At 57.1% G+C, this 25,469-nt stretch carries 22 protein-coding genes, 1 tRNA gene and 1 pseudogene; 13 read left to right on the plus strand and 11 right to left on the minus strand.

From position 1 onward, the window contains the following. The 11 genes from M5B97_RS17285 (at position 1) to M5B97_RS17335 (ending at position 9,289) form a co-directional block, all read left to right on the plus strand. The gene (locus tag M5B97_RS17285; protein WP_248732128.1) at positions 1-174 is read left to right on the plus strand and encodes a hypothetical protein; all 174 of its coding nucleotides are present in this window, start codon (positions 1-3) and stop codon (positions 172-174) included. Continuing rightward, on the plus strand, positions 155-508 hold the full coding sequence (locus tag M5B97_RS17290) for a hypothetical protein (RefSeq protein ID WP_248732129.1): 354 nt from the start codon (positions 155-157) through the stop codon (positions 506-508). The genes M5B97_RS17285 and M5B97_RS17290 overlap by 20 nt, the downstream gene beginning before the upstream one ends. A gap of 139 nt (positions 509-647) precedes the next feature. Then, positions 648-1,862 (plus strand): methyl-accepting chemotaxis protein, encoded by a 1,215-nt coding sequence (locus M5B97_RS17295; RefSeq protein ID WP_248732130.1) that lies wholly within the window; start codon positions 648-650, stop codon positions 1,860-1,862. A gap of 9 nt (positions 1,863-1,871) precedes the next feature. Continuing rightward, entirely contained in the window at positions 1,872-2,240 is a 369-nt protein-coding gene (locus M5B97_RS17300; RefSeq protein ID WP_003174214.1) for a response regulator, read from the plus strand. Between the two features lie 22 nt (positions 2,241-2,262). Next, the gene (locus M5B97_RS17305; protein WP_248732131.1) at positions 2,263-2,550 is read left to right on the plus strand and encodes an STAS domain-containing protein; all 288 of its coding nucleotides are present in this window, start codon (positions 2,263-2,265) and stop codon (positions 2,548-2,550) included. A 41-nt stretch (positions 2,551-2,591) separates the two neighbouring features. Further along, positions 2,592-4,631, plus strand: coding sequence for a chemotaxis protein CheA (locus M5B97_RS17310; RefSeq protein ID WP_248732132.1), 2,040 nt, complete (start codon positions 2,592-2,594; stop codon positions 4,629-4,631). Between the two features lie 29 nt (positions 4,632-4,660). Continuing rightward, positions 4,661-6,319, plus strand: coding sequence for a methyl-accepting chemotaxis protein (locus M5B97_RS17315; RefSeq protein WP_248732133.1), 1,659 nt, complete (start codon positions 4,661-4,663; stop codon positions 6,317-6,319). A 36-nt stretch (positions 6,320-6,355) separates the two neighbouring features. Further along, positions 6,356-6,895, plus strand: coding sequence for a chemotaxis protein CheW (locus M5B97_RS17320; RefSeq protein WP_248732134.1), 540 nt, complete (start codon positions 6,356-6,358; stop codon positions 6,893-6,895). Between the two features lie 9 nt (positions 6,896-6,904). Beyond that, positions 6,905-7,714 carry a protein-glutamate O-methyltransferase CheR gene (locus tag M5B97_RS17325; RefSeq protein WP_248732135.1) on the plus strand — a complete coding sequence of 270 codons (810 nt, stop codon included), beginning with the start codon at positions 6,905-6,907 and terminating at the stop codon, positions 7,712-7,714. Further along, positions 7,711-8,244: a chemoreceptor glutamine deamidase CheD gene (cheD, locus tag M5B97_RS17330; protein WP_123717610.1), complete on the plus strand. Its 534-nt coding sequence runs from the start codon at positions 7,711-7,713 to the stop codon at positions 8,242-8,244. The genes M5B97_RS17325 and cheD overlap by 4 nt, the downstream gene beginning before the upstream one ends. Next, on the plus strand, positions 8,207-9,289 hold the full coding sequence (locus M5B97_RS17335; protein WP_123717609.1) for a chemotaxis response regulator protein-glutamate methylesterase: 1,083 nt from the start codon (positions 8,207-8,209) through the stop codon (positions 9,287-9,289). The genes cheD and M5B97_RS17335 overlap by 38 nt, the downstream gene beginning before the upstream one ends. 1,005 nt (positions 9,290-10,294) lie before the next feature. Here the strand turns inward: M5B97_RS17335 and M5B97_RS17340 are convergent. The 8 genes from M5B97_RS17340 to M5B97_RS17375 all read right to left on the minus strand — a co-directional run bounded on the left by M5B97_RS17340 (position 10,295) and on the right by M5B97_RS17375 (position 18,917). Next, positions 10,295-11,710 (minus strand): TolC family protein, encoded by a 1,416-nt coding sequence (locus tag M5B97_RS17340; protein ID WP_248732136.1) that lies wholly within the window; start codon positions 11,708-11,710, stop codon positions 10,295-10,297. Then, on the minus strand, positions 11,707-13,881 hold the full coding sequence (locus M5B97_RS17345) for a peptidase domain-containing ABC transporter (protein WP_248732137.1): 2,175 nt from the start codon (positions 13,879-13,881) through the stop codon (positions 11,707-11,709). The genes M5B97_RS17340 and M5B97_RS17345 overlap by 4 nt, the downstream gene beginning before the upstream one ends. An 11-nt stretch (positions 13,882-13,892) precedes the next feature. Further along, complete coding sequence (locus M5B97_RS17350) at positions 13,893-15,149, minus strand: HlyD family efflux transporter periplasmic adaptor subunit (RefSeq protein WP_248732220.1); 1,257 nt, start codon at positions 15,147-15,149, stop codon at positions 13,893-13,895. A gap of 73 nt (positions 15,150-15,222) precedes the next feature. Then, positions 15,223-16,209 carry a tetratricopeptide repeat protein gene (locus tag M5B97_RS17355; protein WP_248732138.1) on the minus strand — a complete coding sequence of 329 codons (987 nt, stop codon included), beginning with the start codon at positions 16,207-16,209 and terminating at the stop codon, positions 15,223-15,225. Beyond that, positions 16,166-17,395 carry a retropepsin-like aspartic protease gene (locus tag M5B97_RS17360; protein ID WP_248732139.1) on the minus strand — a complete coding sequence of 410 codons (1,230 nt, stop codon included), beginning with the start codon at positions 17,393-17,395 and terminating at the stop codon, positions 16,166-16,168. The genes M5B97_RS17355 and M5B97_RS17360 overlap by 44 nt, the downstream gene beginning before the upstream one ends. Continuing rightward, complete coding sequence (locus M5B97_RS17365; protein ID WP_248732140.1) at positions 17,382-17,774, minus strand: hypothetical protein; 393 nt, start codon at positions 17,772-17,774, stop codon at positions 17,382-17,384. Before M5B97_RS17365 ends, M5B97_RS17360 begins: the two co-directional genes overlap by 14 nt. 47 nt (positions 17,775-17,821) lie before the next feature. After that, a complete protein-coding gene (locus tag M5B97_RS17370) occupies positions 17,822-18,040 on the minus strand; it encodes a bacteriocin (protein ID WP_248732141.1) in 219 nt (72 codons plus the stop codon). A 94-nt stretch (positions 18,041-18,134) separates the two neighbouring features. Continuing rightward, complete coding sequence (locus M5B97_RS17375) at positions 18,135-18,917, minus strand: Fic family protein (protein WP_248732142.1); 783 nt, start codon at positions 18,915-18,917, stop codon at positions 18,135-18,137. A 284-nt stretch (positions 18,918-19,201) separates the two neighbouring features. Between M5B97_RS17375 and M5B97_RS17380 the strand changes: the two genes are divergently transcribed. Beyond that, the gene (locus tag M5B97_RS17380) at positions 19,202-19,714 is read left to right on the plus strand and encodes a hypothetical protein (RefSeq protein WP_248732143.1); all 513 of its coding nucleotides are present in this window, start codon (positions 19,202-19,204) and stop codon (positions 19,712-19,714) included. A gap of 1,804 nt (positions 19,715-21,518) precedes the next feature. On the opposite strand, the pseudogene M5B97_RS17385 reads toward M5B97_RS17380, so the two are convergent. From M5B97_RS17385 to M5B97_RS17395, 3 genes and pseudogenes are all read right to left on the minus strand, one after another. Beyond that, a pseudogene (locus tag M5B97_RS17385) lies at positions 21,519-22,840 on the minus strand (integrase arm-type DNA-binding domain-containing protein). A 162-nt stretch (positions 22,841-23,002) separates the two neighbouring features. Then, positions 23,003-23,078 (minus strand) — tRNA-Asn (locus M5B97_RS17390). 85 nt (positions 23,079-23,163) lie between these two features. Then, positions 23,164-24,048, minus strand: coding sequence for a LysR family transcriptional regulator (locus tag M5B97_RS17395; protein ID WP_123717608.1), 885 nt, complete (start codon positions 24,046-24,048; stop codon positions 23,164-23,166). Positions 24,049-24,150: 102 nt separating this feature from the next. Between M5B97_RS17395 and lldD the strand changes: the two genes are divergently transcribed. Next, entirely contained in the window at positions 24,151-25,281 is a 1,131-nt protein-coding gene (gene lldD, locus M5B97_RS17400) for an FMN-dependent L-lactate dehydrogenase LldD (RefSeq protein ID WP_123717607.1), read from the plus strand. Positions 25,282-25,469: the final 188 nt, after the last annotated feature.

The raw sequence follows: 25,469 nt of genomic DNA on the forward strand, positions 1-25,469 counted from the left end.
ATGAACCTGTCTTCGATGATCACCGGTGCCCTGCTGGTGTTGATTTTCTTCGCCCTGATGGCCGGCATCCCCGCACCGAAAGCTCAGTTGATGCGCATTGGCGGGAATAGCTGGTTTCTGGTGGGCCAGAACGTTGAGCGAACAGGGTCGTTTCATGTCGCCAATGCGTCCTGATGACGTAAACATCAGCTATACCTATCAGTTGGTACTGTGCGTGGTGCTGATTGTTTGCGTGTCGTTGTCGATGGGTATCTATATCACCCGCTTGAATGCGCACATCGATAAGCACCGAGACCTGTCGCCGGTGTATCTGTACGAATGCCACAAAGGCCGTGGCGGCTTTATTGTCTATGCTGATGGCAGACGCAGCAGCGACAACTGCTACGACGACGATGAAGGTGAATCGGCGGGTGCCGACGAGGCGCAGGGTCTGCCAGGCTCACACCGTGCCGGGTGGCTCAAGTACATCCTGCCTACGGTTGAAGAGCCGCGGATTCTCCAGAGATAGGGCAACCCTCCTGCCGGCGCCCAGTAACGCAGCAGTCACAAACCGGACGGAAGGTACGTACCAAATCTAAAGTTAAGGCGCCAGGGACAGATAGACTTTATGTCGTTCATATCTGCAACAATGTTCAAGGACCGAACTCATGACTCAGCGTCAATCCGGCCGTACTTCACCCCCTGTTTCTTTGCCTTTTCGCTGGTTTGCGTTACTTCCGGTCATCTCTGCCATTGCATGGACGCTCCTGCAATCAGCCTCGCCGACCAACCTGGCGGCCTGTGCCGTACTGCTGCTGATCGGTCTCGGTACCTGTGCCTGGAGCGCACGCTCACAGCGTGACGCGGTGCTGCGCGCGATGGCATGGGCGAAGGCCGATCAAGCAGATGTGGACGCGACGCAAAACAGCACGGCCTTGCGCGCGCAACTCGATGAGGTATTGCTGGGCGCCATGCCCATCTGGGCCAAGCAAGTGGAAAACTCGCGCCAGCAGACCGAGGACGCGATTGTGAGCCTGGCCAACCGCTTCACCGGTATTTCCGCGCGCCTGCAGGACACCGTGCAGGCCTCGCAGCAAGCCGCCGGCGAGCTCGATGGGCAGTCTGCCGACGGCGCGCTCAAGGCGCTGGCACGCAGCGACAGCGAACTGAGCCAGGTCATCGACTCTCTCAAGGCCGCTCAATCGAGCCGTGACCAGACCCTCTCCCAAGTGCGCAGCCTCACCGCCTATACCGGTGAACTGCGCACCATGGCCGCCGATGTGGCGGCCATTGCGGCGCAAACCAACCTTCTGGCCCTCAATGCCGCCATCGAGGCGGCCCGGGCCGGTGAAGCCGGGCGCGGTTTTGCCGTGGTTGCGGATGCGGTGCGCAGCCTGTCGAGTAAGTCCAGCGAGACCGGCCAGCAAATGTCGGCCAAAGTCGACATCATTAACAACGCCATCACCCAACTGGTCCAGGTAGCGTCCAGCAGCGCCGACCAGGACAGCCACTCCGTCGCCGCGTCCGAGCAGAGCATCCAGCAGGTGCTCGAACGCTTCCAGAGCATCACCGGGCGCCTGGCCGACTCCGCCGACCTGCTCAAGCAGGAAAGCTACGGCATCCGTGACGAGATGACCGACGTACTGGTCAACCTGCAATTCCAGGACCGGGTCAGCCAGATCCTCAGCCATGTGCGCGACAACATGCACGCCCTGCATGAGCACCTGCTACAGGCCAGCCAGGCGCCCGACCAACTGGTAGCCGTCGATGCCCGCCAATGGCTGGCGCGCATGGAGGCCACCTATGCCACCGACGAGCAGCGGCGCACCCATCGGGGCGACACCGCGGCGCAACAGAGTTCACAAGACATCACTTTTTTCTAGGAGCACGGCATGGCGAAGAATGTATTAGTGGTCGACGACTCGAGCAGCGTGCGACAAGTGGTCGGCATTGCCTTGAAAAGCGCCGGCTACGACGTGATCGAGGCGTGCGATGGCAAGGACGCGCTGGGCAAGCTCAACGGGCAAAAGGTGCACTTGATCATCAGTGACGTGAACATGCCCAACATGGACGGCATCACCTTCGTGAAGGAGGTCAAGAAGCTGGCCAGCTACAAGTTCACCCCGATCATCATGCTGACCACCGAGTCGCAGGAATCGAAGAAAGCCGAAGGCCAGGCCGCAGGCGCCAAGGCCTGGGTGGTCAAGCCGTTCCAGCCGGCGCAGATGCTGGCGGCGGTATCCAAGCTGATCCTGCCCTGACCGATGACGGCACGGAGGCTTTATGTCCATCACCCGCGAAACAGTCGACGGCACCGCCCGCATAGGCATTGACGGCGAACTGACGATCTACACCGTGGCCGAGCTTGCCACCGAGCTGCTGCCGCAGATTGGCGCGGCGCCGCGCCTGGAACTCGACTTGTCCCAGGTCACGGAAATCGACGGTGCCGGCCTGCAATTGCTCGCGGTCATCAAGCGCGAAGCGGCCGGCAATGGGACGGACTTGAGCCTTGCCGGGCAGAGCCAGGCGGTCACGAGCACCTTTCAACTATGTGGCGGCGCGATCTTCTAGCGCGACGCAGCCCCGCTCAATGAGCGACAAGGAGTGTCCAGGTGAGTATTGATCTCGATCAGGCACAGCAGACCTTTATCGCCGAGGCACGCGAGCTGTTGCAGGTCATGGAGCAATCCCTGCTGCAACTGGAAAGCGAACCCGGTGATGAAGATGCGATCGGCGCAGTGTTTCGTGCCGCCCATACCATCAAAGGCTCCGCCGGGTTGTTCGGCCTCGCACCGATTGTCGGTTTCACGCACATCGTCGAAGACGTGCTCGACCGCCTGCGCGATGGCAGCGTGGCGGTGGATGCGGCGCTGATCGCGCTGCTTCTCAAGTGCGGCGACCACATACTTGAACTGATCGAGGCGGTCGACCATCACAATGGAGCGCTGCAGCCTGCGACGCTGGAGCACGGTGAGTTGTTGCGCGAGGCACTGAGCGCCTATCAGCCGCTGCAGACGGCGATCGCGGTTGTGGAGAGCACTGGCCAAAATGACGAAAACCGCGACGAGGTGCTCTGGCATATCTCGCTGCGCTTCGGCGTGGATGTGTTCCGCAATGGCATGGACCCGTTGTCCTTCCTGCGCTACCTCGCCACGCTGGGCCAGTTGTTACAGGTCACCACCCTGACCGAGAGCATTCCGCCCGTGGACGGCTGGGATCCGGAAAGCTGCTACTTGGGCTTTGAAATCGACCTGCGTTCGAAAGCCGGCCATGCCACCCTCAATGAAGTGTTCGATTTCGTACGCGATGACTGTGAGGTGCACATCAGCGCCCTCGACGCGCCAAGCGACAGCAGCGCCGCCGCCGGCACCGAGTTGGTCACGCAGACTGCTCCCAGCCCGATGGTGACGACGCAACAGCGCGTGGCGACGACCAGCGAAGCCAAGCCGCGGGATGGCAGCTATGTACGGGTCAATGCCGACAAGCTCGATGAACTGATCAACCTGGTCGGCGAGTTGGTCATCGCCAGCGCCGGCGCCAGCCTGTTGGCTCGCTCCTGCAACAACGACCCGCTGCAGGAAGCCTCCTCGACCGTCTCCGGGCTGGTGGAAGAGATCCTCGATGGCGCGCTGCGCCTGCGCATGATTCCCATCGGCGATACCTTCAATCGTTTCCGCCGCGTGGTGCGCGATGTCAGTCAGGAACTGGGCAAGGATATAGACCTGATCATCAGCGGCGCGGAAACCGAGCTGGATAAGACCGTAGTCGAGAAAATCGGCGACCCGCTGATGCACCTGTTGCGCAATGCGATGGACCATGGCATCGAGAATGCCGAGGCCCGCCGCGCGGCCGGTAAATCGACCAAGGGTCACCTGAGCCTGAATGCCTACCACGACTCGGGCAGTATCGTGATCGAAATCGCCGATGATGGCGCCGGGCTCAATCGCGAACGTATTCTGGAAAAAGCCCAGGAGCGCGGGCTGGTCGCCAGCGGTGCGGTGCTCAGCGACCAGGAAATCTACAACCTGATTTTCGAAGCCGGTTTCTCCACGGCCGAGGCGGTGACCAACCTCTCCGGACGCGGTGTCGGCATGGATGTGGTCACACGAAATATCACCCTGTTGCGCGGTACCGTCGACCTCGACAGCCGCCCCGGCCAGGGCACCGTGGTGCGTATTCGCCTGCCGCTGACCCTGGCGATCATCAACGGATTCCTGGTCGGCATCGACCATTGCACCTACGTGATTCCGTTGGATATGGTCCAGGAATGCGTCGAGCTGGACGAACACCAGCGTCAATCCAGCCGCGACCAGGGTTACCTGGATCTGCGCGGCGAGGTGTTGCCGTTGGTGGACCTGCGCGACCACTTCAGCCACGAAGGCCCACCGGCCCGCCGCCAGAACGTGGTGGTGGTGCGCTATGCCGAACACAAGGCCGGGCTGGTGGTGGATGACCTGCTCGGCGAGTTCCAGACCGTCATCAAACCCTTGGGCAAGCTGTTCGGCGCGCTACGCGGCATCAGCGGCTCGACCATTCTGGGTAGCGGCGCGGTGGCCCTGATCCTGGATATACCGGCGCTGCTCAACCAAATCGTACAACAGGAAGCCCGCACACCTCAGGCGCCCCCGTCGCCCGCGGTCGGCGTTCGCTGACGCATTTGCAATTCCATGGAGGTTCCCCGATGAAATGGTTCTACAATCTTAAAATTTCCACCAAGTTGATCAGCGCATTCCTGGTGGTCCTGGCCCTCACTGCGGCCATGGGTGGGTTCGCAATCCTCCAGCTCGGTGCCGTCAACCAGGCAGCCCAGGAGATCAAGAGCGATTGGATGCCGTCCATGCGCGCAGCGGCCGGCATGCGTTTTTTTGCGGCCAATTATCGGCTGAAGGAAAACCGCCACGTCAGTACCGAGATCGCCGAAGAAAAGGCCCAGGCAGATCGCGAAGCCGATGAGTCGCGTCAACAGTTCGATACCCGCATGGGCACCTACGAGCAATTGCTGTCGGGCGATGAAGAACGTCAGCTTCTGGTCGGTTTGAAAAGTGCCTGGTCCACCTACCTGGCGACCAGCAAGCAGTTGCTCGACTTGTCCCGGCAGAACCAGGAAGTCGCTGCGAGTACCTTGCTCAGAGGGGAGTCCAGAACGCATTTCGATGACGTGACCAACCGCCTGCAGAAAATGGTCGAGTTCAATGAAGCCGGCGCGATCCAAGTCGGTGACAAGGGCTCGGCGTTGTACGAAAGCGCACGCGTGTCGATCATCGCGGTGCTGGTCGCCGCCCTGTTGATCGGCCTGGGCCTTGCGATGTTCATCGCGCGGATTATTTCCCGTCCGCTGAAGCAAGCCGCGGCCGCCGCAGAGCAATTGGCCGAAGGTGACCTCAGCACCCCTATCGCACCGGGCGGGAAAGATGAAACCGGCATGGTGCTCAATGCCATGCGCAATATGGTCGGCAAACTGGCGACTATCATCGGCGAAGTACGCAATGCCGCCGACAACCTGGCCAGCGCCTCGGAGCAAGTCAGCGCCACCGCGCAGTCGATGAGCCAGGCCACCAGTGAACAGGCCGCCAGCGTCGAGGAAACCAGCGCGTCGGTGGAACAGATGAGCGCCAGCATCAATCAGAATACCGAAAACGCCAAGGTCACCGATGGCATGGCCAGCAAGGCGGCCAAGGAAGCCACCGACGGCGGAGAGTCGGTGCAACAAACGGTACTGGCGATGAAGAAAATCGCCCAGCGCATCAGCATCATCGATGATATCGCCTACCAGACCAATCTGCTGGCGCTCAACGCCGCCATTGAGGCTGCGCGAGCCGGCGAACACGGCAAAGGTTTCGCGGTGGTAGCCGCTGAAGTACGCAAACTGGCGGAGCGCAGCCAGGTGGCCGCCCAGGAAATCGGCGAACTGTCGTCAAGCAGCGTGGACATGGCCGAAAAAGCCGGGAAACTGCTCGACGAAATGGTGCCCTCGATCAACAAGACCTCCGACCTGGTACAGGAAATCAGCGCCGCCTCCGAAGAGCAGGCGGCCGGCGTGGCACAGATCAACACGGCCATGACCCAGCTCAACCAGGTGACCCAGCAGAACGCCTCCAGCAGCGAGGAACTGGCGGCAACGGCCGAAGAAATGAGCGGCCAGGCCGAGCAGTTGCAACAGGCGATGAGCTTTTTTGTACTCGACGCCACCGCCGGCGCCGCGGTTCAAACCAGCAGTGTGGACAGCCCGGGCAACAAGCCCGGCCGCCAACCACCCCGCTCGGCACCGCAGGCACCCCGCAAAGCGTTTGCCTACAATATGGTCAGCGCCCCGGATGAATCGGAATTCACCCGTTTCTGATGCAAAGCATTGATGCGGGCTTACAGGGAGAATGACATGGGTGCAGTAATGACTAACCGCCAGTCCGCGGTTGCCACAGATGAAGAAGCGCAATACCTGACCTTCATACTCGGTGGCGAGATGTTCGCCATCGGCATTCTGGGCATCAAGGAAATCATCGAGTACGGCAGCCTGACCGTGGTACCGATGATGCCCGCGTTCGTGCGCGGTGTGATCAACCTGCGCGGCGCCGTGGTGCCGGTGGTTGATCTGTCGGCGCGTTTCGGCCGGGCGAACTCGCCGATTACCCGGCGCTCCTGCGTGATCATCATCGAAGCGAGCACCGAAGATGGGCAGCCCCAAGACATCGGGTTGCTGGTGGATACGGTATCAGCCGTGCAGGAGATCCCCGCGGCCCAGATCGAGCCCCCGCCCAGTTTTGGCGCGCGGATTCGCGCCGACTTCATCGGTGGCATGGCCAAGGTCGAAGGCAAGTTCGTGATTGTGCTGGAAGTGGGCAAAGTACTTTCTATCGATGAGATGTCCAGCCTGGCCGAAAGCGCCCAGGCACCGGCGCTCGATCTTGAGCAGCGTTGAGGTCCGATCATGACCGACACCGCCTCCCTCGATGACCGTGAGTTCGGTCAATTCCAATCCTGGTTGTACCGTGCAGCCGGTATCAATCTGTCGCCGGCCAAAAAAGCCTTGGTTGCCGGGCGCCTGTTCAAGCGCCTCAAGCATTATGAACTGGAGAGTTACGGGGACTATTTCAAGCTGATCATGAGCGACCAGCGCAAGGGCGAGTTGCAAGTCGCGCTGGACCTGCTGACCACCAACGAAACCTACTTTTTTCGCGAGCCCAAGCACTTTGACTTCCTGCGTCAGCAGGTACTGCCCAAGGCAGCGCCGGGCAAAGTGTTCCGCGTATGGAGCGCGGCCAGCTCTTCGGGCGAAGAGCCCTACAGCCTGGCGATGACGCTGGCCGAGGCCCTGGGCACCACGCCTTGGGAAGTGATCGGCTCGGACATCAGCACTCAGATGCTGGCCAAGGCGCGCACCGGGCATTACTCAATGGAGCGCATCGGTACCCTGCCCCAGCCGCTGCTCACCAAATACTGCCTCAAGGGAATCGGCCGCCAGGAAGGCACTTTCCTGATCGACAAGAGCCTGCGCAACCGCGTCAACTTTGTGCAAGTCAACCTGAACGAGCCGCTGCCAGGCCTGGGCGAGTTCGATGTGATATTCCTGCGCAACGTGATGATCTATTTCGACCAGCAGACCAAGAGCCAAGTGGTCGCACGCCTGTTGCCGCAACTCAAACCCGGCGGCCATTTCATTATCAGCCACTCGGAGAGCCTCAACGGTGTGAACGACACCTTGAAGCTGGTGGCGCCGTCGATTTACCGCAAGCCATGAAAAAGCCCCTCGGTGCGCTCGAAGTGGTGCTGGCGCCCGGCCAGGTCAGTTTTGCGACGCGGCCGACTCGCCTGCGCACCTTGCTTGGTTCCTGCGTGGCGTTCACCTTCTGGCATCCGCAGCGGCGGATCGGCGGCATGTGCCATTTCATGCTGCCGGCACGCTTGCGTCATGGCCAGCCCCTGGATGGCAAGTACGGCGACGAAGCGCTGGAGTTGCTGATTCAGCACGCACGCGCCCATGGCACGCGCGCCCAGGACTATCAGGTGAAGGCGTTCGGCGGCGGCGAGATGTTCCCCACGCAGCACCGCCAACTACCGACGCAGAATGTGGCCAACCTGAACATCCGCGCCGCACTGGCACTCGCCAAGCACCATCATTTGCACCTGGCGGCCCAGGACATGGGCAGCACCGGCTATCGCACTATCGTGTTCGACCTGTGGAACGGCAACGTCTGGGTCCGGCATCAACCAATGGGATTACTCGAAAACAATGCCTACCAAAAAAATCAGCGTATTGCTGGTCGATGACTCGGCCGTTGTACGCCAAGTGCTGCTGGCGATTTTCAATGACACGCCGGATATCCACGTCATAGGCGCCGCCTCCGACCCGATTTTCGCCATGGACAAGCTCGCCCGAGAATGGCCGGATGTGATTGTGCTGGATGTGGAAATGCCGCGCATGGATGGCATCACCTTTCTCAGGAAAATCATGAGCGAGCGTCCGACACCGGTAGTGATCTGCTCGTCACTGACCCAGAAAGGCGCGGAAACCTCCCTGCAGGCGTTATCGGCTGGCGCAGTGGAAATCATCACCAAGCCCACCAGCGGGCTGAAGAATTTCCTGATCGAGTCGGGCCCGGAGCTGATTGCGGCGATCCGCGCGGCGGCCAACTCCAACGTCAGCAACCTCGGCAAGCGCATCGCCAAGCCGACACCGGCGCCCACTGTCGCCGGCAAACTGACGGCGGATGCGATCCTGCCCGCCGCCAACGGCCACGCCATGGCCCAGACTACCGAGCGCATAGTCGCCATCGGCACATCCACGGGCGGCACCCAAGCGCTGGAGGCCGTGCTGACAGCGTTACCGAGGGTGTGCCCTGGCATGGTGATCGTGCAGCACATGCCGGAAAAGTTCACCGCCTCCTTCGCCGAGCGTCTGAACAGCGTATGCCAGATCGAAGTACGTGAAGCGCGCAACAACGACCGTATCTTGCCCGGCCTGGCGTTGATCGCTCCCGGCGGCAAGCACATGATGGTCACACGCAGCGGCGCCTACTACCACGCTCAGGTCATCGACGGGCCGCTGGTCAACCGCCATCGGCCATCGGTGGATGTGTTGTTTCGCTCAGTGGCCAAATTTGCCGGCAAGAACGCCACCGGCATCATCATGACCGGCATGGGCGACGACGGCGCCCGCGGCCTCAAGGAAATGCTCGACGCCGGCGCCGCGACGGTGGCCCAGGACGAGGCCAGCTGCGTGGTGTTCGGCATGCCCAAGGAAGCCATCAAGCTCAACGCTGCCCAGCGCATCATGGCTTTGCAGGATATTCACCAGGCGATCCTGCATAAGTGATGTTGGGTGTAACGGTCTGGGCAACGCATCTTGTTTGATTGATGCGCCCAGATTGACCAGCCGCATAAAAAAGTGACCAGTGAATGGGGGCAGTTTTCGATCCAGTCGTGGTCGCATCAGCATTGAAGGTGCTGTTCTGGTGAGCGGAAATCCCCCCGTGCACTTGGACGGCAAAGGTCAAATCCAAGGCAAAAAAAAGCCTGCATCTCTGCAGGCTTTTCTCTATCTGGCTCACGACCTGGACTCGAATTGAAATTTAAGTACCTGTTTTACAATAAAATTTGCTGACCTCAAAAATATTTATCCCTACTATTATCCTAATTAAGCCCGGATTTTATACAAACTCTTTGGATTCCCATGAGCACGGCAATCCGAACTGGTGAGTTGTGACAGGAAACCAATCGGCCAGAAGAACAGTTGAGATTTACCCCCATAAGAACAATTGTTCAATTTGTGCTCGGTTTCAGCATCGACGGACATGGCGACTGGGTCAGGACCTCTCTCCGCGAGCTCCCTTCGGCCACAATGCTGAGCTGAAAATGCCGCTGCCATAGTGTATGGCCCCGACGAGTGACGAAGCAGAACCCGCTCTGTGGGGAAAGAAGGCCAACGCGCCCGCCACAGAATTGGCGACGATAAGCCCGTTCATGGATATGTAGAAAAATATGGGGATGACCAAGCCCCAAATTGTTGGCGTTGACGCCGAATCTTCCCAATGGCCGATGCCACACTGTCCCAATACCAATCGGCAAAAATCCAGCACTGGTAATGGTTCACAAGGTAGGAGCCTGGGTCAGTAAAATTTCGGTAACTGGGTCAATCCTGCACTGGCGATAACATCGCTTCCAGCAACCCCGACGTTGCGATTGCGATTTCAACCCAGTGAAGGTCAGTTTCATTCCGCAAGGTGTATTGCACAGACGCTTACCTCTTGTTGGCAATCCCCTCTTTGATGCGTGCGACTCGTTGTGGGCACCAACACCGAAGTGACCCAGTCAGCGAGCATTACAACGCCCAGAATCCCAGTCGACCAAGGCTGGCCGCCAGCCTGAGGCGTGATGTCTGCCAGCGGCTGAGGGTTTGAATATGCTCTTGCTCAGCACCGGAATACGCGGTCAAGGCATTGAGCAACTCGATCATGCTACCCACCCCAGAGTGATAACGGCCCTGGACAACCTCCAGCGACTGGCGTGATTGATCGACCAGCTCGCTGGTGCGCTGCAGACTTTGGGTTTCAATATTCAACGTCTGGTAGCTGGCCCATAGGTCTAGCGCGACCTCTTGCTCGACCTCCGCCAGTTCCGCTCGGCCCGCGTCGACACGGGCTTGTGCTTGGCGAATCTGGTAGGTCCGGCCAAAACCATCAAAGATCGGGATGCTCAACTGCAAACCGATACTGCGGTCCCGCTCACGCTCATCGCCATTGAATATCTTCGATTGCTGACTGCGCGCGTACGTCAAGTCGGCGGTCAGTGCCAGGCTCGGAAGGTTGGCAGCGCGTCGCTCATCAACGGCCGCCTGAGCGGCTCTGAGCCTGGCGTGTGCGGCGAGTACTGACGGGTGATCCTGACGCGCCTGGGTCAACAACTCATCGACCGCCTGCACGAACTGAGTGTCCGGCAGTGGAGTGAGGTCACCCGCCAACTGCAGGGGCGTTTGGGGTGATAGCCCCATGCGCAAGGCAATCACGCCCAAAGCGTTATGCAATGCTCCATGGTCGCGGATCTGGCGCAAATTAGCCTGGGAAAACGCTGTTTGCGCCTGTAAGCGATCAGAAAGTGCGGCCGCACCGGATTTGTATTTGGCATCCGCCGCTTCCAGATTGCGAGCCGCCAATTCGGTGATCTGCACCGAGGCGGCCAAGCTGCGCTGAGCTGACAAGGCATCGTAATAAGCCTGCGCCGCCTCAACAAAAGTACGCTGCAACATGGCGTCCTGGGTAGCGTTGGCAGCCACCAGCAACTGGCGGGCATTGCGCAAGGCGGCCCCGCGTCGACCGAAGTCCACCAACACCCAACTGAGCTCAAGACTGGCGCTGTCGCGCCGCCGGTGCCCTTCACCAGAACGCAAGGCCGGTTCATCGTAGTCAACCCGACCATTGCCGCGATTACTGCCAACGCGCCCATCCAGGCGCGGCAGATACGCCGACTGGCTGAGCCCAACCTGGGCAGCCTGAGCCTTGGCGTTGGCCCAACTGATACGCGTCTGTGGGTCGTGGCACAAAATCCGTTCGACCACCTGCTCTAACGGCAAACGTTCAGGTAACCGGCCAAAACTACACGACAGCTCGCCACGTGCATCGTCATACACCGCTTGCCGGGAAACGTTGCGTGCAGTGTCAAAAACGTCTGGCTCAAAGGCCCATGCAGAACGTGAACAACACAACAAGGCCATCATCAAGACCGAGGATAATTGCTTCATACCTGGCCCTGTTTCATCTCTGGTGAAGTGTTCGCGGTATGTGCGCTATTCGTTGGTCCGTCAGCATCGCCATGTACCACCCTACCGGCCAGAATCCGGATGACACGGTCCGCAGAGGCGATGGTTTCAGGGCGGTGGGCAACCATGATGCGCGTAATTCGCAACCCCTGAATGGCCTGATTCACACGCTGTTCACACGCGACATCCAAGTGACTGGTGGCCTCGTCCAGAAAGAGTATTCGCGGTTTCTTATACAGGGCCCTGGCCAGCAGCACGCGCTGCTTTTGCCCACCGGAGAGCACCGTGCCCATGTCTCCCACCAAAGTGTTGTAACCCATCGGCATGGCTTGGATATCACTATGAATCGACGCGATCCGGGCACATTCGATCAACCAGGACTGATCCACGTTGAGGTCGAAGAAACTGATGTTATCGCGCAAAGATCCCGCAAACAGCACATCGTCCTGCGTCACAGTACCTACCAGTTGCCGCAAACCATCCAGGCCCAGTTGCGTCAATTCGATACCGGCGATACGAATCTGCCCCCGAGTGGCCGGCAGGATACCGAGCATGACGTTCATCAGCGTGCTTTTGCCGCAACCCGACGGACCAACGATAGCCACCGATTCACCCGCAGCAATGTGCAGGTCGAGGTTGTCAAGCACCCAGGGCTCCTGCTCGGCATAACGGTAGTGCAATCCCTGGATTTCAATACTCGCATCACAATCCATGAGTGTCTGCAGGTCGACACTGGAAGCGGTTGCTTCCGGTGGGTGCAGAACAATATCTGCCAGCCGTTCGCCCTGCAGTTGCAACATACGCAGCTCGAAAAACTTGTCTATCAAGTTACCTACTCGGGTATCAAACTGCGTTTTATAGGCGATAAACGCGATCAACAGCCCGACGCTGAACTGGCCATCCATCACCATGCTTGCGCCAAACCAGATCACCAACAAGTTCTCAATGCCAAACAGCAACCCATTCAATTGTTGATAGAGCAACCGCAGCTTTTGCGTGCGCAATCCAGCGTTGATCTGCTCCACCAACAAACCAAGCCAGGCTGACCGACGCTCTTCCTGGCGCTGAAACAGTTTCAAGGGGCGAATGCCACGCACCGTTTCCAGAAAATGGCTTTGCTGGCGTGCGGCATGGATGATTTGCTCTTCGGTCGCATTGCGCAGCGGTCGATACCAAAGGCAGCGTCCAACGGCATACAGCAGCATAGTGGCGATCGCAATAGCGGCCAGGGCCGGACTGTAGAGCAGCATCATTGCAAGGGTCGCGACGGACATAAGACCGTCGAGAATCGCCGATAGGAACGCCGCCGTCAGCGTCTGCTGAATAGTGTCTACGGCGCCGAAACGCGACACCACATCTCCCAAGTAGCGCTTCTCAAAGTATTGGCTGGGCAACCGTAACAAGTGGCTGAAGACATTCGCACGCCACTGCACGGAAAGCAGCGTACTCAAATGCATCATGACCCAGGCACGCACGCCGCTGACCGCTTGTTGCATCAACAATAACAAGGTAAAGCCCAGTACCAGTGTACTGAGCAGATCGTGGTCGGCGCTGATAATGACGTTGTCGATCGTCCACTGAAGCAAGAACGGGGTGATCAGGGAAAAGACCTCGAGCGTCAGTGCCAGCAGCAGTACTTGCACCAACGAGCGATACAGCCCGCTAATACGCCCCATCATGTTCAGGAGTTTGATTCTTGGTTTGTCTTCTTGCAGCTCGAAACCGCTGTCCGGCCACAACTCCAGTGCTACGCCGGTGAAGCTTTGAGATAAACCTTCATGATTGATCCGGCGCAACCCTCGCGCAGGATCATGTACAACCACGCCTTGCCGATCGACGGACTTGAGTACGACAAAGTGGTTGAAGTTCCAGTGCAGGATACAAGGCAGCTTGAGCTGGCCGAGGCCGTCCACATCCAACGTGACAGCACGAGCACCCAGTTGCAGTTGCTGAGCACTGTTGATCAGTTGTTTGAGGGCAATACCTTTGAGGGAGACGCTGCAACGGCGGCGCAAATCCAGCATATCGACCCGATGCCCGTGGTATCCGGCAATCATCGCCAGGCAAGCCAGGCCGCATTCAGTCGCTTCGGTCTGCAATACCACGGGCAGACGACGCCCGGGACGCAAGGCTATGGCGTCAAGAAAAGTCATGGGAGGGGTTCCTAGAATTTGCCGGTGAGGCTGTAGAGAGGCTCCAGCACCCATTCATAAAGGCGGCGGCTTTCCTGCAGGATGTCGGCATCCAACAGCATTCCGCTTTGGAGCAACTGAGGCTTGCCATAGGCCATAACGGTCTGCTCGTCGAGTTGTACACGCAAGCGGTAGAGCTGTTCGCCGTTGCGCGAAAGCCCCGGTACCTCACCCGTCATAATGGCAAGATCCGCAGAGGGCACGGCAGTGCGCGAAATAGACACCACTTGAGCGTGATATTGGCCAAACTTCTGATAGGGATAGGCCTGATAGCGGATCAGCACGGCGTCCCCCGGCCTGATAAACCCCACCGCTTTGCTCGGGGCGTAGAGCTCAGCCTGCAGTTGGGCGTCACGGGGCATGATGCTCAACAACGTACGCGACGGGTCCACTGTCTGGCCGACTTCCGTCAGAACTGCCGTTGCCACACCGTTTCCTGGAGCGGTGATCAATACCGTACGCTTGGCTTCACTCTCTGCCAGCTCTTGTTCGATACCCGACAGTTGTCGATGTATCGGCGCCAGTGCATTGGCTTGGCGTGTTTCAAGCCCCGCCAACTCGTTGTTGCGCTCGGTGAGTTGTTGGGTGATTGAACTGCGCTCGCGATCCAGGCCCTGTAGGGCTTGACGCTGTCCCAAAAGCTCGGCTTGCCGCTGCTGGAACTGGTCCATAGAGATATAGCCCTTTTGCATCAATCCCTGATAGCGATTCGACGCATCCCCCGCCAGCGCCACGCGCTCGCGCTGGCTGACCAATTGCGCAGCCAGGTTGACTTGCTCATCACGCAGTGTGCTCACCTTACTGGTCAAACTGTCGCGCTCAGCTTGTTGCAGTTGCCGGGTTTTATCGAGTTCCTGCTCCAGTGACTCCCTGCGTTGCTTGAGCTGATAACTCACGCGTGCCTGCACCGGGTCGGCGCCGGCATCATAACGTTCACTGGAAATAGTCAGCAGAGGATCGCCCATGACAACGGACTGCCCTTCGACGACAAACTTTTGCAGCACCACTCCGGTTTGCGGCGTCCGGACCTTTATCTGGCCGTTGGCTGGAACCAGTTGACCACTCACCGTGCTGCGCTTGGTGTAAGAGCCCCAGATAAAAAAGCTGCTTACCAAGACCAGCATTCCCAAGGCGAACATAATGAGAAAAGTGAAGGATGTCGGCCGGATCAGCACAATCTCCCCCAGCCATTTGACGCGCTGCGCTTCAGACGCGGCCCTGCGAAATATCCTGTCGCCCACAAATCACTCCTGACACCCCTGCACGCCCGATGCTTTACTCAGCATCCGTTCATGGTTGCTTTCACTTATTGATCATTAGCCCGCGCCGGTTATTGTTATCGTTGATGAACATTTGTATTTGCTTTCGCCATGCAGCTTTCGTCTGCTCGTCGGCAGCATCACTGAGAGTGGGCATTTGTTTCTCAATAACTTCCAGGCGCTTGCCAGCTTCGGGAACCCGTGCGCTGGCTAGCCAATACCACTTGTAGGCTTCGGGTAAATTGACTGCCTGACCAAGCCCTTTCTCGAAGATATAGCCAAGATTCGCTTGCGCCTGAGGCACGTCAAGCATCGCTGCCTCTGTGTACCACTGGGTGGCCATGGGCAGGTTTTTGGGCATGCCAACACCCGTGGCGAAACATTTACCAGTTAGAAAAGCGCCTTCACCAAGACCGGCTTTCGCTGCCTTTTCATAGTATTGACAAGCCGACTCAGGGCTAGCGTCCGCGATCAGGTGGTTAGCACTCAAGGAGCCCAAACGAAATAATGCTTTTGAATAATTTAGTTGTGCCGATTTTTTATAGTACTCAATGGCTTGGGGCATGGACTTGCTTACCCCCAGACCGGACTCATACATAAAACCTAAATTGTAGATAGAGGTCGGGTCTTCATGTGCTGCTGAAAGTTCCAGATAATGCTTGGCCTTAACATAGTCAGCTGCGCCAATCGCCTGTCCGTCCAGATACAAGGCACCCAAAGTCGCTTGTGCAGCGGCATAGTTTTGCTGGGCCAAGTCAGTCCATAAGTTTAGGGCGGCGTTGACATCGCGGCTGTGCCCCTTTCCCGTGAACAGCAATCCGGCGAGCATATTTCTAGCATCAGGATCGTTAGCTTGCTTGGCTAGCGTAGAAGCCAGAGAATAGGCACTTGCATAGTCATCACGGTTATAGGCCGCCCGCGCGTCATCTATGTTTGCCGCGTGCGCGACTGAAAGAAACAGGGCACAGCAGGCAGCCATCAGCCGCTTATTGAACTGGGATTTTTTGTTTGTAGCAAGCTCTTGACTCATGTGTATTCCATATCAATTCGTAGTCTTGAAACGCTGGCCATCCCAAGACATAGGGCGTCAGGTACTTTTGCTCGGCCAGTGTCGTATAGGAAATATCTTTCCCCCCCCCTCCAATGTTCAGATTGATTGTGGTCTGGGTGATGGTTCGGGGAGAGGTACCACTCACATCGGTCATTATTTTGCTTTGCTGATCATTCCCCGCTGAACCGACCTTGGCTTCGCCACCACTTAAGTAGTAAAAATTACCGGTATCAAGGGAAGCAGCGGTTTGTTGACCGTCCACATTAGCGAGCACATATAAAAACTGAGTCTGTCGTGAATAAGAGCTGCCTAGAAATACGCTGCCCACGCACTGTTTTTCAAGTGCCTCTATTTCCGCCGGGGTTACGTTCAGTGTGATATGCTCACTTCCAACAATGACATTGTCGAAACCAGACATCAGGTCCAGACCAAACAAACTGAGCGACCCTCCCACTACAACCAGAACGTTCCTGAGTTCAATGCCCGAAAGGTTAATCTCCCTGATCAAGCCGTACTGGGCATTCACCGATTGCCGACTGTAATAACTATTGATTTCCACCGGTAACTTAATCAATTCAACGCCATATCGGAGGGCATCAGACTCGCTGATAACTGTCACGCTCGCGCCCGTATCAAACAAGACCTTTGCCGCGTGGCCATTGACTTCAATTTCAAGCAAAGGGTCGGTAGCGCTTTTGAGATAATCATTTTCTTCACTACTTAATACTATTTGAGTGCGCTTCAATAAGCCGGCTTGCCGATCGCCCACACGTTTTAGCGTATCGACATCCAACTGAGCAATAAACTGTTCGGCTCGGCGACGCTGTTCAGCAGTCATGGACGCCAGGACCTGCGCATAAGCCGCGAAGTGCCCATCATTCAAGTGATTACCGAGCAGTATGAGTTTGCAGGCGGTCGCCGTGTTTTCCACATTGAGGACTGCGCAATCAGCAAGGCTGACTTGCGTCGCGGGCTTCTTGGACTGGGCCCTGGCCAGAACGGCGGAAAGCAGCGTATTAGCGTCTATTCTTGATGCTTCCAGACCGCGTAATGGAATAGAACTCGGGGCATACAGTTTGGCTTGTATGTCCTGCAACTCGACAGCACTCACTGGGTTCGACAGCAAGAGTGCGACCACGCATAGAGTGAGGCTATTGCGGCACATTCTTTAGTCCAAATGATCGCTCGAGCCTTTTAATTTCGTCTTCCGACAGCAGCGGCTTCGGTGGCACGGTGAACGCCTTTTCCGGCGACGGCAGCGGATTGACCAGAGTGGTCTTTTTTACTTTTGATGCAATTTCTCCGCTGCTCACGGGGTACAAGGCCTCATCCAAACACTTATCCCGCATTGTCTGGCTGGACAAGCCATAGCAACCCTTTCCATTTGACAGTGCCCTGGCTTCACAGGTACTGCGGCCATCAGGATCCTCCTGCTCCACACAGCTCAAAGAACCGAATGCGTGGCCCAGCACACTGGCCGGGTCAGCAGCATGAGCGACGGTGTAAAACAGCAACAGCGCCAAGGCGAATAAGGTCTTTTTCATATTCGGTCACTCATAGAAAGTGTGCCAATCAAGGCACACTTTTTAACTTAGTACTTAACAGTTACACCTACTCCCCCCGACAGCTCGCCTCCCGAAGCAGAGCCGCCTACGGTGACGCTGGTATTACCCGAAGTCCAGGTCGGTCCTGTGTAACCGCCATTTGATCCCAACCACTCAAACTCTCCTGGGTCCCAATCAGTAACAGGCTCAACCGTCGTCTGGCCGCCCGATACAAGCGCCAATTCTTTTTCCGTCAGTACACGCATTTGATAACTCCTTGGTGACGGAAAGAGCCTTCCATGACCCGCCCGTTGGTTATTTGCCCTGATGGGCGCCTCAACTCCCTCTGAGGAAATAAACCTAGTGCCCGGCCATAAAGCCAATGATGTCGCAATGGAAGCGCACCCAATCATCCCACTCACCAAATAGCTCAGCCTGCCGGATACGCAATACATGAGCGCCGGGCGAACAGTTATAAAAGTCATATAAGGGAATGTAGTTTTGCGATGTACGCCCCATCAGGGCATTGAACAACACGCGTGCCAACCGCCCATTACCATCCAAGAATGGATGACAATTCATCAACCCTACGGCAGCAACGGATGCACCCAATAAGTCTTGGCGACTGCTCGGTAAATCGGCCATATACTTCCAAAGCGCCATAAGTGCCGCTGGTATATCAGATGCCTGAACAAACTCTACTGTGCAGCCACGCTTATCAGGCCTGACACCCACTCGCGTCGCTCTGATTGTCACAATGGTGCCTGTGAGTGCGCAGGCAGCGGCTTCCAACATTTTACAAATCGTCGAATACCTCAGATTGACCAGAGACTTTTCAAGTGCTGATGAAAACACCTCAACATACTGTTGTTCAGTAGGCGTTCTATTGCTCAAGGGCTCCAACGCATTATTCGTTGCATAATGCTCGAACAGCGGATGTTGGAAGCACCGCGATTTACCTTCGCGCGCCAACACAACCGATACCGATCCGGGCAAAACAGGCCATGGCTTATTCTTATACAACTCAAGTCTAGCCTGAGCGTTAAGCACTGATTTAACCGTTTCCTCAGTCAGCACCGATCCAACTGGATAAATCAGGGACTTTCTAAAATGTGCTTTTACTTTTGCCACGACAAAATCCATTTCATTTCCGGCCCTGTGCCTCATACACAAACAATTCTTGCGACAACGACACTTGAAACACCTACGCCCTCAAGAAAGAACACCCTATCAACGAAGTGTGACACTTTACCGAAGTTCTCGTGAAGCTTTTATTTATCGGCTATTTTTCTAGCCTCCCCAATTTAAGAAATTGCACCCCTCTGCAGGCACGTAATACATTGCCCACTCCCGAAACCCCGCCAAATTAAAATAAAGCCAGCTTTTCCCGTCACAGAAACCACCTTTATTAAACTGGATAATCCACAATGACCAACACCGATTTGGACTCGCTTTTTTCACAGCATTACGCCAACGCCAAGACCATGGACTTCCCAGCCTTCATTGGCAAAAAATCCACTTGCAACCCAATCAATTCAACACCTTATATAACGTCCCTTTCAAGTTTTTTTGAAGAGCCTAAAGACCCTAAAAGGAGCTTGCTCTGCGCACGACTTAAAACCGCTATAGCAGAGTTGGAGATGGCTGACATTGGCGTTGAAATCATACTGATAGGCGGAAGTTTTCTGGACTCGACGGTCATCCCAGGCGATCTGGATTGCGTGCTCTTCTACTCATTGAGCGCCGAAACGAGCGCACTGGACTTTCAGCAATGGCAATATCAGATGAAAAAGCAAGACCTGGATGCCCGACTGATCCCAATGGATTCCAATCCGCTCATCATGTGGAAAGCCGCGTTATTTTTTGCGGTACTGTACACGCAAAGAAAAAACGCCGAGGGTGTCCCTACCGGCTTGATATTAATTGACTGCAAACGCTAAACGCGCACCCGATCTTTTTCAAAGAAACCTTAACAAATACTGCGCAATTCAGAAGCATTTTTACATTTAACTATCAACTGTCCGCCCGACACTGCGGATTAATTGATTCGATGTGACATACCCTTTAATGGTCCCGACGCAAAAAAAACCAACTTCATTCGGCAATTATGGAATCCACACAATGGAACTGATAATTAGAGAACTAACGGCAGAAGAACTATTGCTTGTTTCCGGTTGCAGCACCACTGATTCGACACCTCCTGATCCAGAGCCGGATCCTGGCGATGACGCCGCTGGTACAAGCATATCGTTTTAACTAGAGCAGCTTGGCTCGCGTTGCGAGCCAAGCCACAACGTTTACTGAACCACTTCTGGATTGCTTGATCCGCTACCCGCTTCAAAACTCCTTGGCGGATGGCCTCAGCCCAGGCGCCCTTCTCATGTTCGCCATCACATCCCAAGGCGCCAAATGCGCTGATTTTGTCCGCAAGGAATACAAGCAAAGCTCTGCACCCAATTGGCTTTTCATAGAAGGTGGCGGCTTCATGCCTTGGCTCAGAAAGGCAATCACTTCGTCAGGTGCAGGAAAATAAGCGGAGGGTTTCAGTATTGAAGGATTCACCTGGCTCGTGACCAGTCGGCATGCTTTTATCCCCTCCTCGCCCACCCACTCTTTACTGGTAGGGCCTGCATGTTGGCGCTGACGCCGAATTGACCCAGTGGCCGATGCCACGCTGCTCCAGCACCAATCGGAAAAATTCAGCACTGGTAATGGTTCACAAGGTAGGAGCCTGGGTCAGTAAAGTTTCGGTAACTGGGTCAATCCTGCGCTGGCGATAACACTTGCGGCCCGGCATAGCTCAATTGCCGACCATCCCGTTTACCTACCAATACCATGATCGAACGCCTCTCGAAGCCAAAACATTTAAAACCTTCCTCACGTCATCCCGCCAAGAATGCTGAGTGTTATCAGGGATAAAGGCCCCTGCAACCTGCGAGGGTTGTCCACGCGGGACTGGCGGCTCTTTACGACCGGGAGCTTGGGCATCTCATGATCTGGCCTCCTGAACACCTCCAAAGAAGTGGGCGGGTAGAGGCTGCACTGGCTGACGAGACCAATGCCGCGAGATCCTGAGTCGGGTGAAGGCAGTAATGCGATGACTGGGGCGTGCCTGACTGTCAGTCAGGTGCAGTCCATCCCATGGGCTGCGGCACCATCATCTGCATCGCTGTTGCTGGTGACTTCGGTGTTTGTCACGCCGATTGTCACGAAGGGGAATGCCGCAAAGCCTTGTACGAGTTGGGCTGCAGCAGCGGTAGGAGCGCCCGTCTCTTTCCGGGGGAAAGAGACGGGCGCAGGTTGGTGCAAGGAAATGGCCAAGCGGATAGGTTGCTGCAGGCCCGCTATGAAAGGGGATGAGTTGCTGCAGTGGGCACATTGGTAAAAGTAGGCATCCATCACATTGCTGTGACCGTGCTAGCCGCCGGACGCTAATCGCACTTTGGGAGAACCACCACGGTGTGGCGTAGCCTTAAAGGTTCTGGCTACCTGGGTTGCTGTCAACGACAGCGTTTTGCCCGATCTTTTCTACGCCTGTGGATAATTCGGGTCAAGGCTCGAATTTTCGGGAGTTCTGCGACTGTGGATGAAATTATCCACCGGTGGAAATCAGTGGTTTTCCACAGACAATTGTGTGGGCTTTAGATTTTTTAAGTGAGGTCCATCCAAACAGGGCGGCTTTGCAGCCCTGTTTGGATGGACCCGCGTGGACAAGCGGATCACTGAGATATGAGGACCGAGCGCTTACTCAGTTGCGCCACGTTTTGCTTTTAGGCGAGTGACATTCGCACCCGTCTGATTGGCGAATTCGCGTGGGCTGACATGCTTCTGCTGATTAGTCTCAAGGTAGCGACTCCACCAGTTCATGATCAGCCTGCGCTCCTCGATGAACTCGGCCTTGTGGATGTAAGCTGCGCGGACGTTGTTGCGTTCCTTGTGGCTCATCTGCCGCTCGATGGCTGTGTCCGTCCACAAACCTGACTCGATCAGTGCGCTGTAGGCCATCGAACGAAACCCATGCCCACAGATCTCGGATTTGGTGTCGTACCCCATCTTCCGAAGCGCGCTGTCACCGTGTTTTCGGACATTGGTTTCCAAGACTTGGTATCGCCTGCGAACACCAAGTCAAATTTGCCTGTGATTGCGTGGATCTGCTCGAGCAGGGCGATCGCTTGCGGCGATAAGGGTACAAGATGGATGTCCCCGGCCATCTTCGTACCTCTTGTGGAAAAGGGTACGCCTTCCAACGCTGGTCGCGTGTCGGGTATTTCCCAGACGCCACGTTTGAGGTCGAACTCGCTCCAGCGGGCGAAGCGCAGCTCGCTGGAGCGGACAAACACGTGCAGCGACAGCAAGACCGTCAGCCGGGTAAGTGCGCGGCCTTTATAGGTGTCGATCCGTTCCTGCAACTCAGGTAAGCGCGATAAGGATAAGGCGGGGCGGTAGACGACCCGCGGGGCCTTGATCGAGCCTACGAGGTCGTAAGCAGGGTTTACGGTGATAAGCCGGAGGCGCTTTGCCTCGCGCATGATGCTCTGCAGGTAGTTTTGTACCCTTAAAGCAATGTCTATCGTTCCGCGCTTCTTAATCGCGTCCAGGGGCCGCATAAGGTCGTGGGTATCAAGGTCGACAATGGCGCGGGTGCCGATCAGCGGGAAGAGGTGAGTTTTGAGGCGACTCATCACTGTCTTGGAATAGTCCGGTGCCCACTTGGCTGACATTTCCGTGTGCCAGCCGAGGGCAACGCTTTCAAAGGTGCGGCCTTTGATCAGAGCATCCGTCTTGGCTTGGTTCTTGGCTTCTATAGGGTCAATGCCATCCGCCAGCATTCGCTTGACCTCCAAGCGCTTGCGGCGCGCATTCGCGAGGCCAACGATGGGGTAGTTGCCGAATGAGGTCAGTCCTTCCCGGCCATCAGGTTTGACGTATCTGAGACGCCACCCTTTGCGGCCATTGGGTTGGACTAGAAGGTAAAGGCCGTCGCCGTCGAAAAGCTTGTAGGAGCGGTCTGTGGGCTTGGCCGAACGGCAAGCGGCGTCGGAGAGTGGAGCAGTGGTGCGCGACATAAGGGTACTCCCTTTTATCGAACTGATCTTTATCCCAAACACTACCCTTAAAATGGCTGGTACTTACCGGAATCCGACAGAACGCCAAAACGAAAAAACCCGCCATAAGGCGGGTTTTTCGGGGGTTTCAGAGATTTTGAAAGCCTTCTCTGGAACCTTGTCTGGCTCCACGACCTGGACTCGAACCAGGGACCCAATGATTAACAGTCATTTGCTCTACCAACTGAGCTATCGCGGAATTCGCCGTATGTTACTGATTAAAAAGAAGAAGTCAAGCATGCAAGCGTATTTGTTCGAATTAGTCCGGATAATCAGCAGGCGCCCTACTCCGGGCTGGCCATTTCCCTGGCCAAATCCAGCCAGGCACGTGCGGCTGGCGGCAGGTGGGCGCTGGCGCGCCAGGCCAGCGCGATGTGCCAGTCGGTGTGGGGTTCGTCCAGGGGGATCAGGGCTATGCCGGTGGATTGATGCTTGTGCGCCAGCATCCGCGGCAGGAAAGCGACGCCCAGCCCCGCCGAGACCAGATCAACGATAAAGTCGATCTGCCCGCTGCGGGCCGTGACCTTGGGTGTCACGCCCTTGCGCTCGCAGGCGGCGAGGATCTTGGCGTTCAGGGCAAAGCCGGCTTCGAACAGAATGAACGGCGCATCGGCCAGGTCGGTGAAATCGATGCGCTTGCGCCGGGCCAGCGGGTGGTCCATGGGTAAAACGGCCATCAGTGGCTCATTACGCACAGGTTGGTAGTCGAAACCTTCGTCCGTGGGCAGCAGCAATGCCGCCAGGTCAATCTCCCCGGCCTCCAGGCAGCCGCGCAGTTTTTTACTGCCGTATTCGGTGAGTTCGATTTCGATGTCCGGATAACGTGTGCGGTAGGTCGCGAACATGGCCGCGAACAATACGCCGCAGCCCACCGGTGGCAAGCCAATACGCAACTGGCCGCGCTTGAGGCCACGCAAGTCATTGATCTCGGCCACCAGATCGTTACTCTCGGCGAGCAGCACTTGGGCGCGACGGTAGGCAATTTCGCCGGCAGCGGTGAGTTCATTACGGTGACCCAAGCGGTTAAGCAACGGCGTGCCCAGTTCGTCTTCCAGGGTCTTGACCGCCTTGCTCACGGTGGATTGGGTCAGGGACACCACCTCGGCAGCCTGGGAGAAGCCACCCTGGCGCACCACTTCGACAAAGGCACGCAAAGCTCGCAGGTTCATCAGTATTCCTTTGGCGACTGGCTACAATCGATAAAAGTTGTTTTTATCATGCCAGATTATTGCCTATCCTGACGCATCTTGCCTGTGTGGAGCCCCTCTTCAATGATCATCTCGTCCGCCTCCGATTATCGCGCAGCCGCCAAGCGCAAGCTGCCGCGCTTCCTGTTCGACTATATCGACGGCGGCGCTTACGCCGAACACACGATGCGCGCCAACAGTTCGGACCTGGCCGAGATCAGCCTGCGCCAGCGTATCCTGCGCAATGTCGATAACCTGAGCCTCCAGACCACACTGTTCGGCCAGACCCTGGACATGCCTGTGATCCTCAGCCCAGTGGGCCTTACCGGCATGTACGCACGGCGCGGCGAAGTGCAGGCGGCCAAGGCAGCGGCGAACAAGGGCATTCCGTTCTGCCTGTCGACCGTGTCGGTATGCCCGATTGAAGAAGTGGCGTCGCAAAGCGCGCAGGCGATCTGGTTCCAGCTGTACGTGCTCAAAGACCGGGGCTTCATGCGCAACGCGCTGGAGCGGGCGCAAGCTGCAGGGATTACCACACTGGTGTTTACCGTGGACATGCCGACGCCCGGCGCGCGCTATCGCGATGCGCACTCGGGCATGTCCGGCCCGTTCGCAGCACAGCGGCGAATCCTGCAAGCCGTCACCAAGCCCCAATGGGCATTCGATGTGGGGTTGCTGGGCCGTCCCCACGACCTGGGCAATATCTCCAAGTACCTGGGCAAACCCACCCACCTGGAAGACTACATCGGCTGGCTGGCCAACAACTTCGACCCCTCCATCAGTTGGAAAGACCTGGAGTGGATCCGTGAATTCTGGAAAGGCCCGATGATCATCAAAGGCATCCTCGATCCCCAGGACGCCAAGGACGCCGTGAGCTTCGGGGCCGACGGCATCGTGGTCTCCAACCACGGCGGGCGCCAGTTGGACGGCGTGCTGTCCACGGCAAAGGCCTTGCCACCGATTGCCGACGCGGTCGGCGACGATCTCACGGTGCTGGTGGACTCCGGCATCCGCTCGGGGCTGGACGTGGTGCGCATGCTCGCCCTGGGCGCCAAGGCCTGCCTGTTGGGCCGCGCGACCGCCTACGCCCTGGCCGCCGAGGGCCAGCACGGTGTGGAAAACCTGCTGGACATCTTCGCCAAGGAAATGCGCGTGGCCATGACCCTGACCGGGGTCACGTCGATTGAGCAGATCGACCGCACCACTCTGGTCTAACCTGCCAGCCAAATAACTGGCGCAGGTAGAAAGCAATTGCTCTTAACTCTAAGAGCAATTGATTGATTTATAGGGTGTTTTATAACGCCCCATGAACTTGGCACGCTTCTGGCTCTATTTCCTGCCAAGCAGGTTGAGCGATGACAAGACGTGCGGCAGTGCCCCGGGGTTATAACCCGGACCAAAGC

The sequence above is a fragment of the Pseudomonas sp. MWU13-2517 genome (genome assembly GCF_023242545.1).
Taxonomy (GTDB): domain Bacteria; phylum Pseudomonadota; class Gammaproteobacteria; order Pseudomonadales; family Pseudomonadaceae; genus Aquipseudomonas.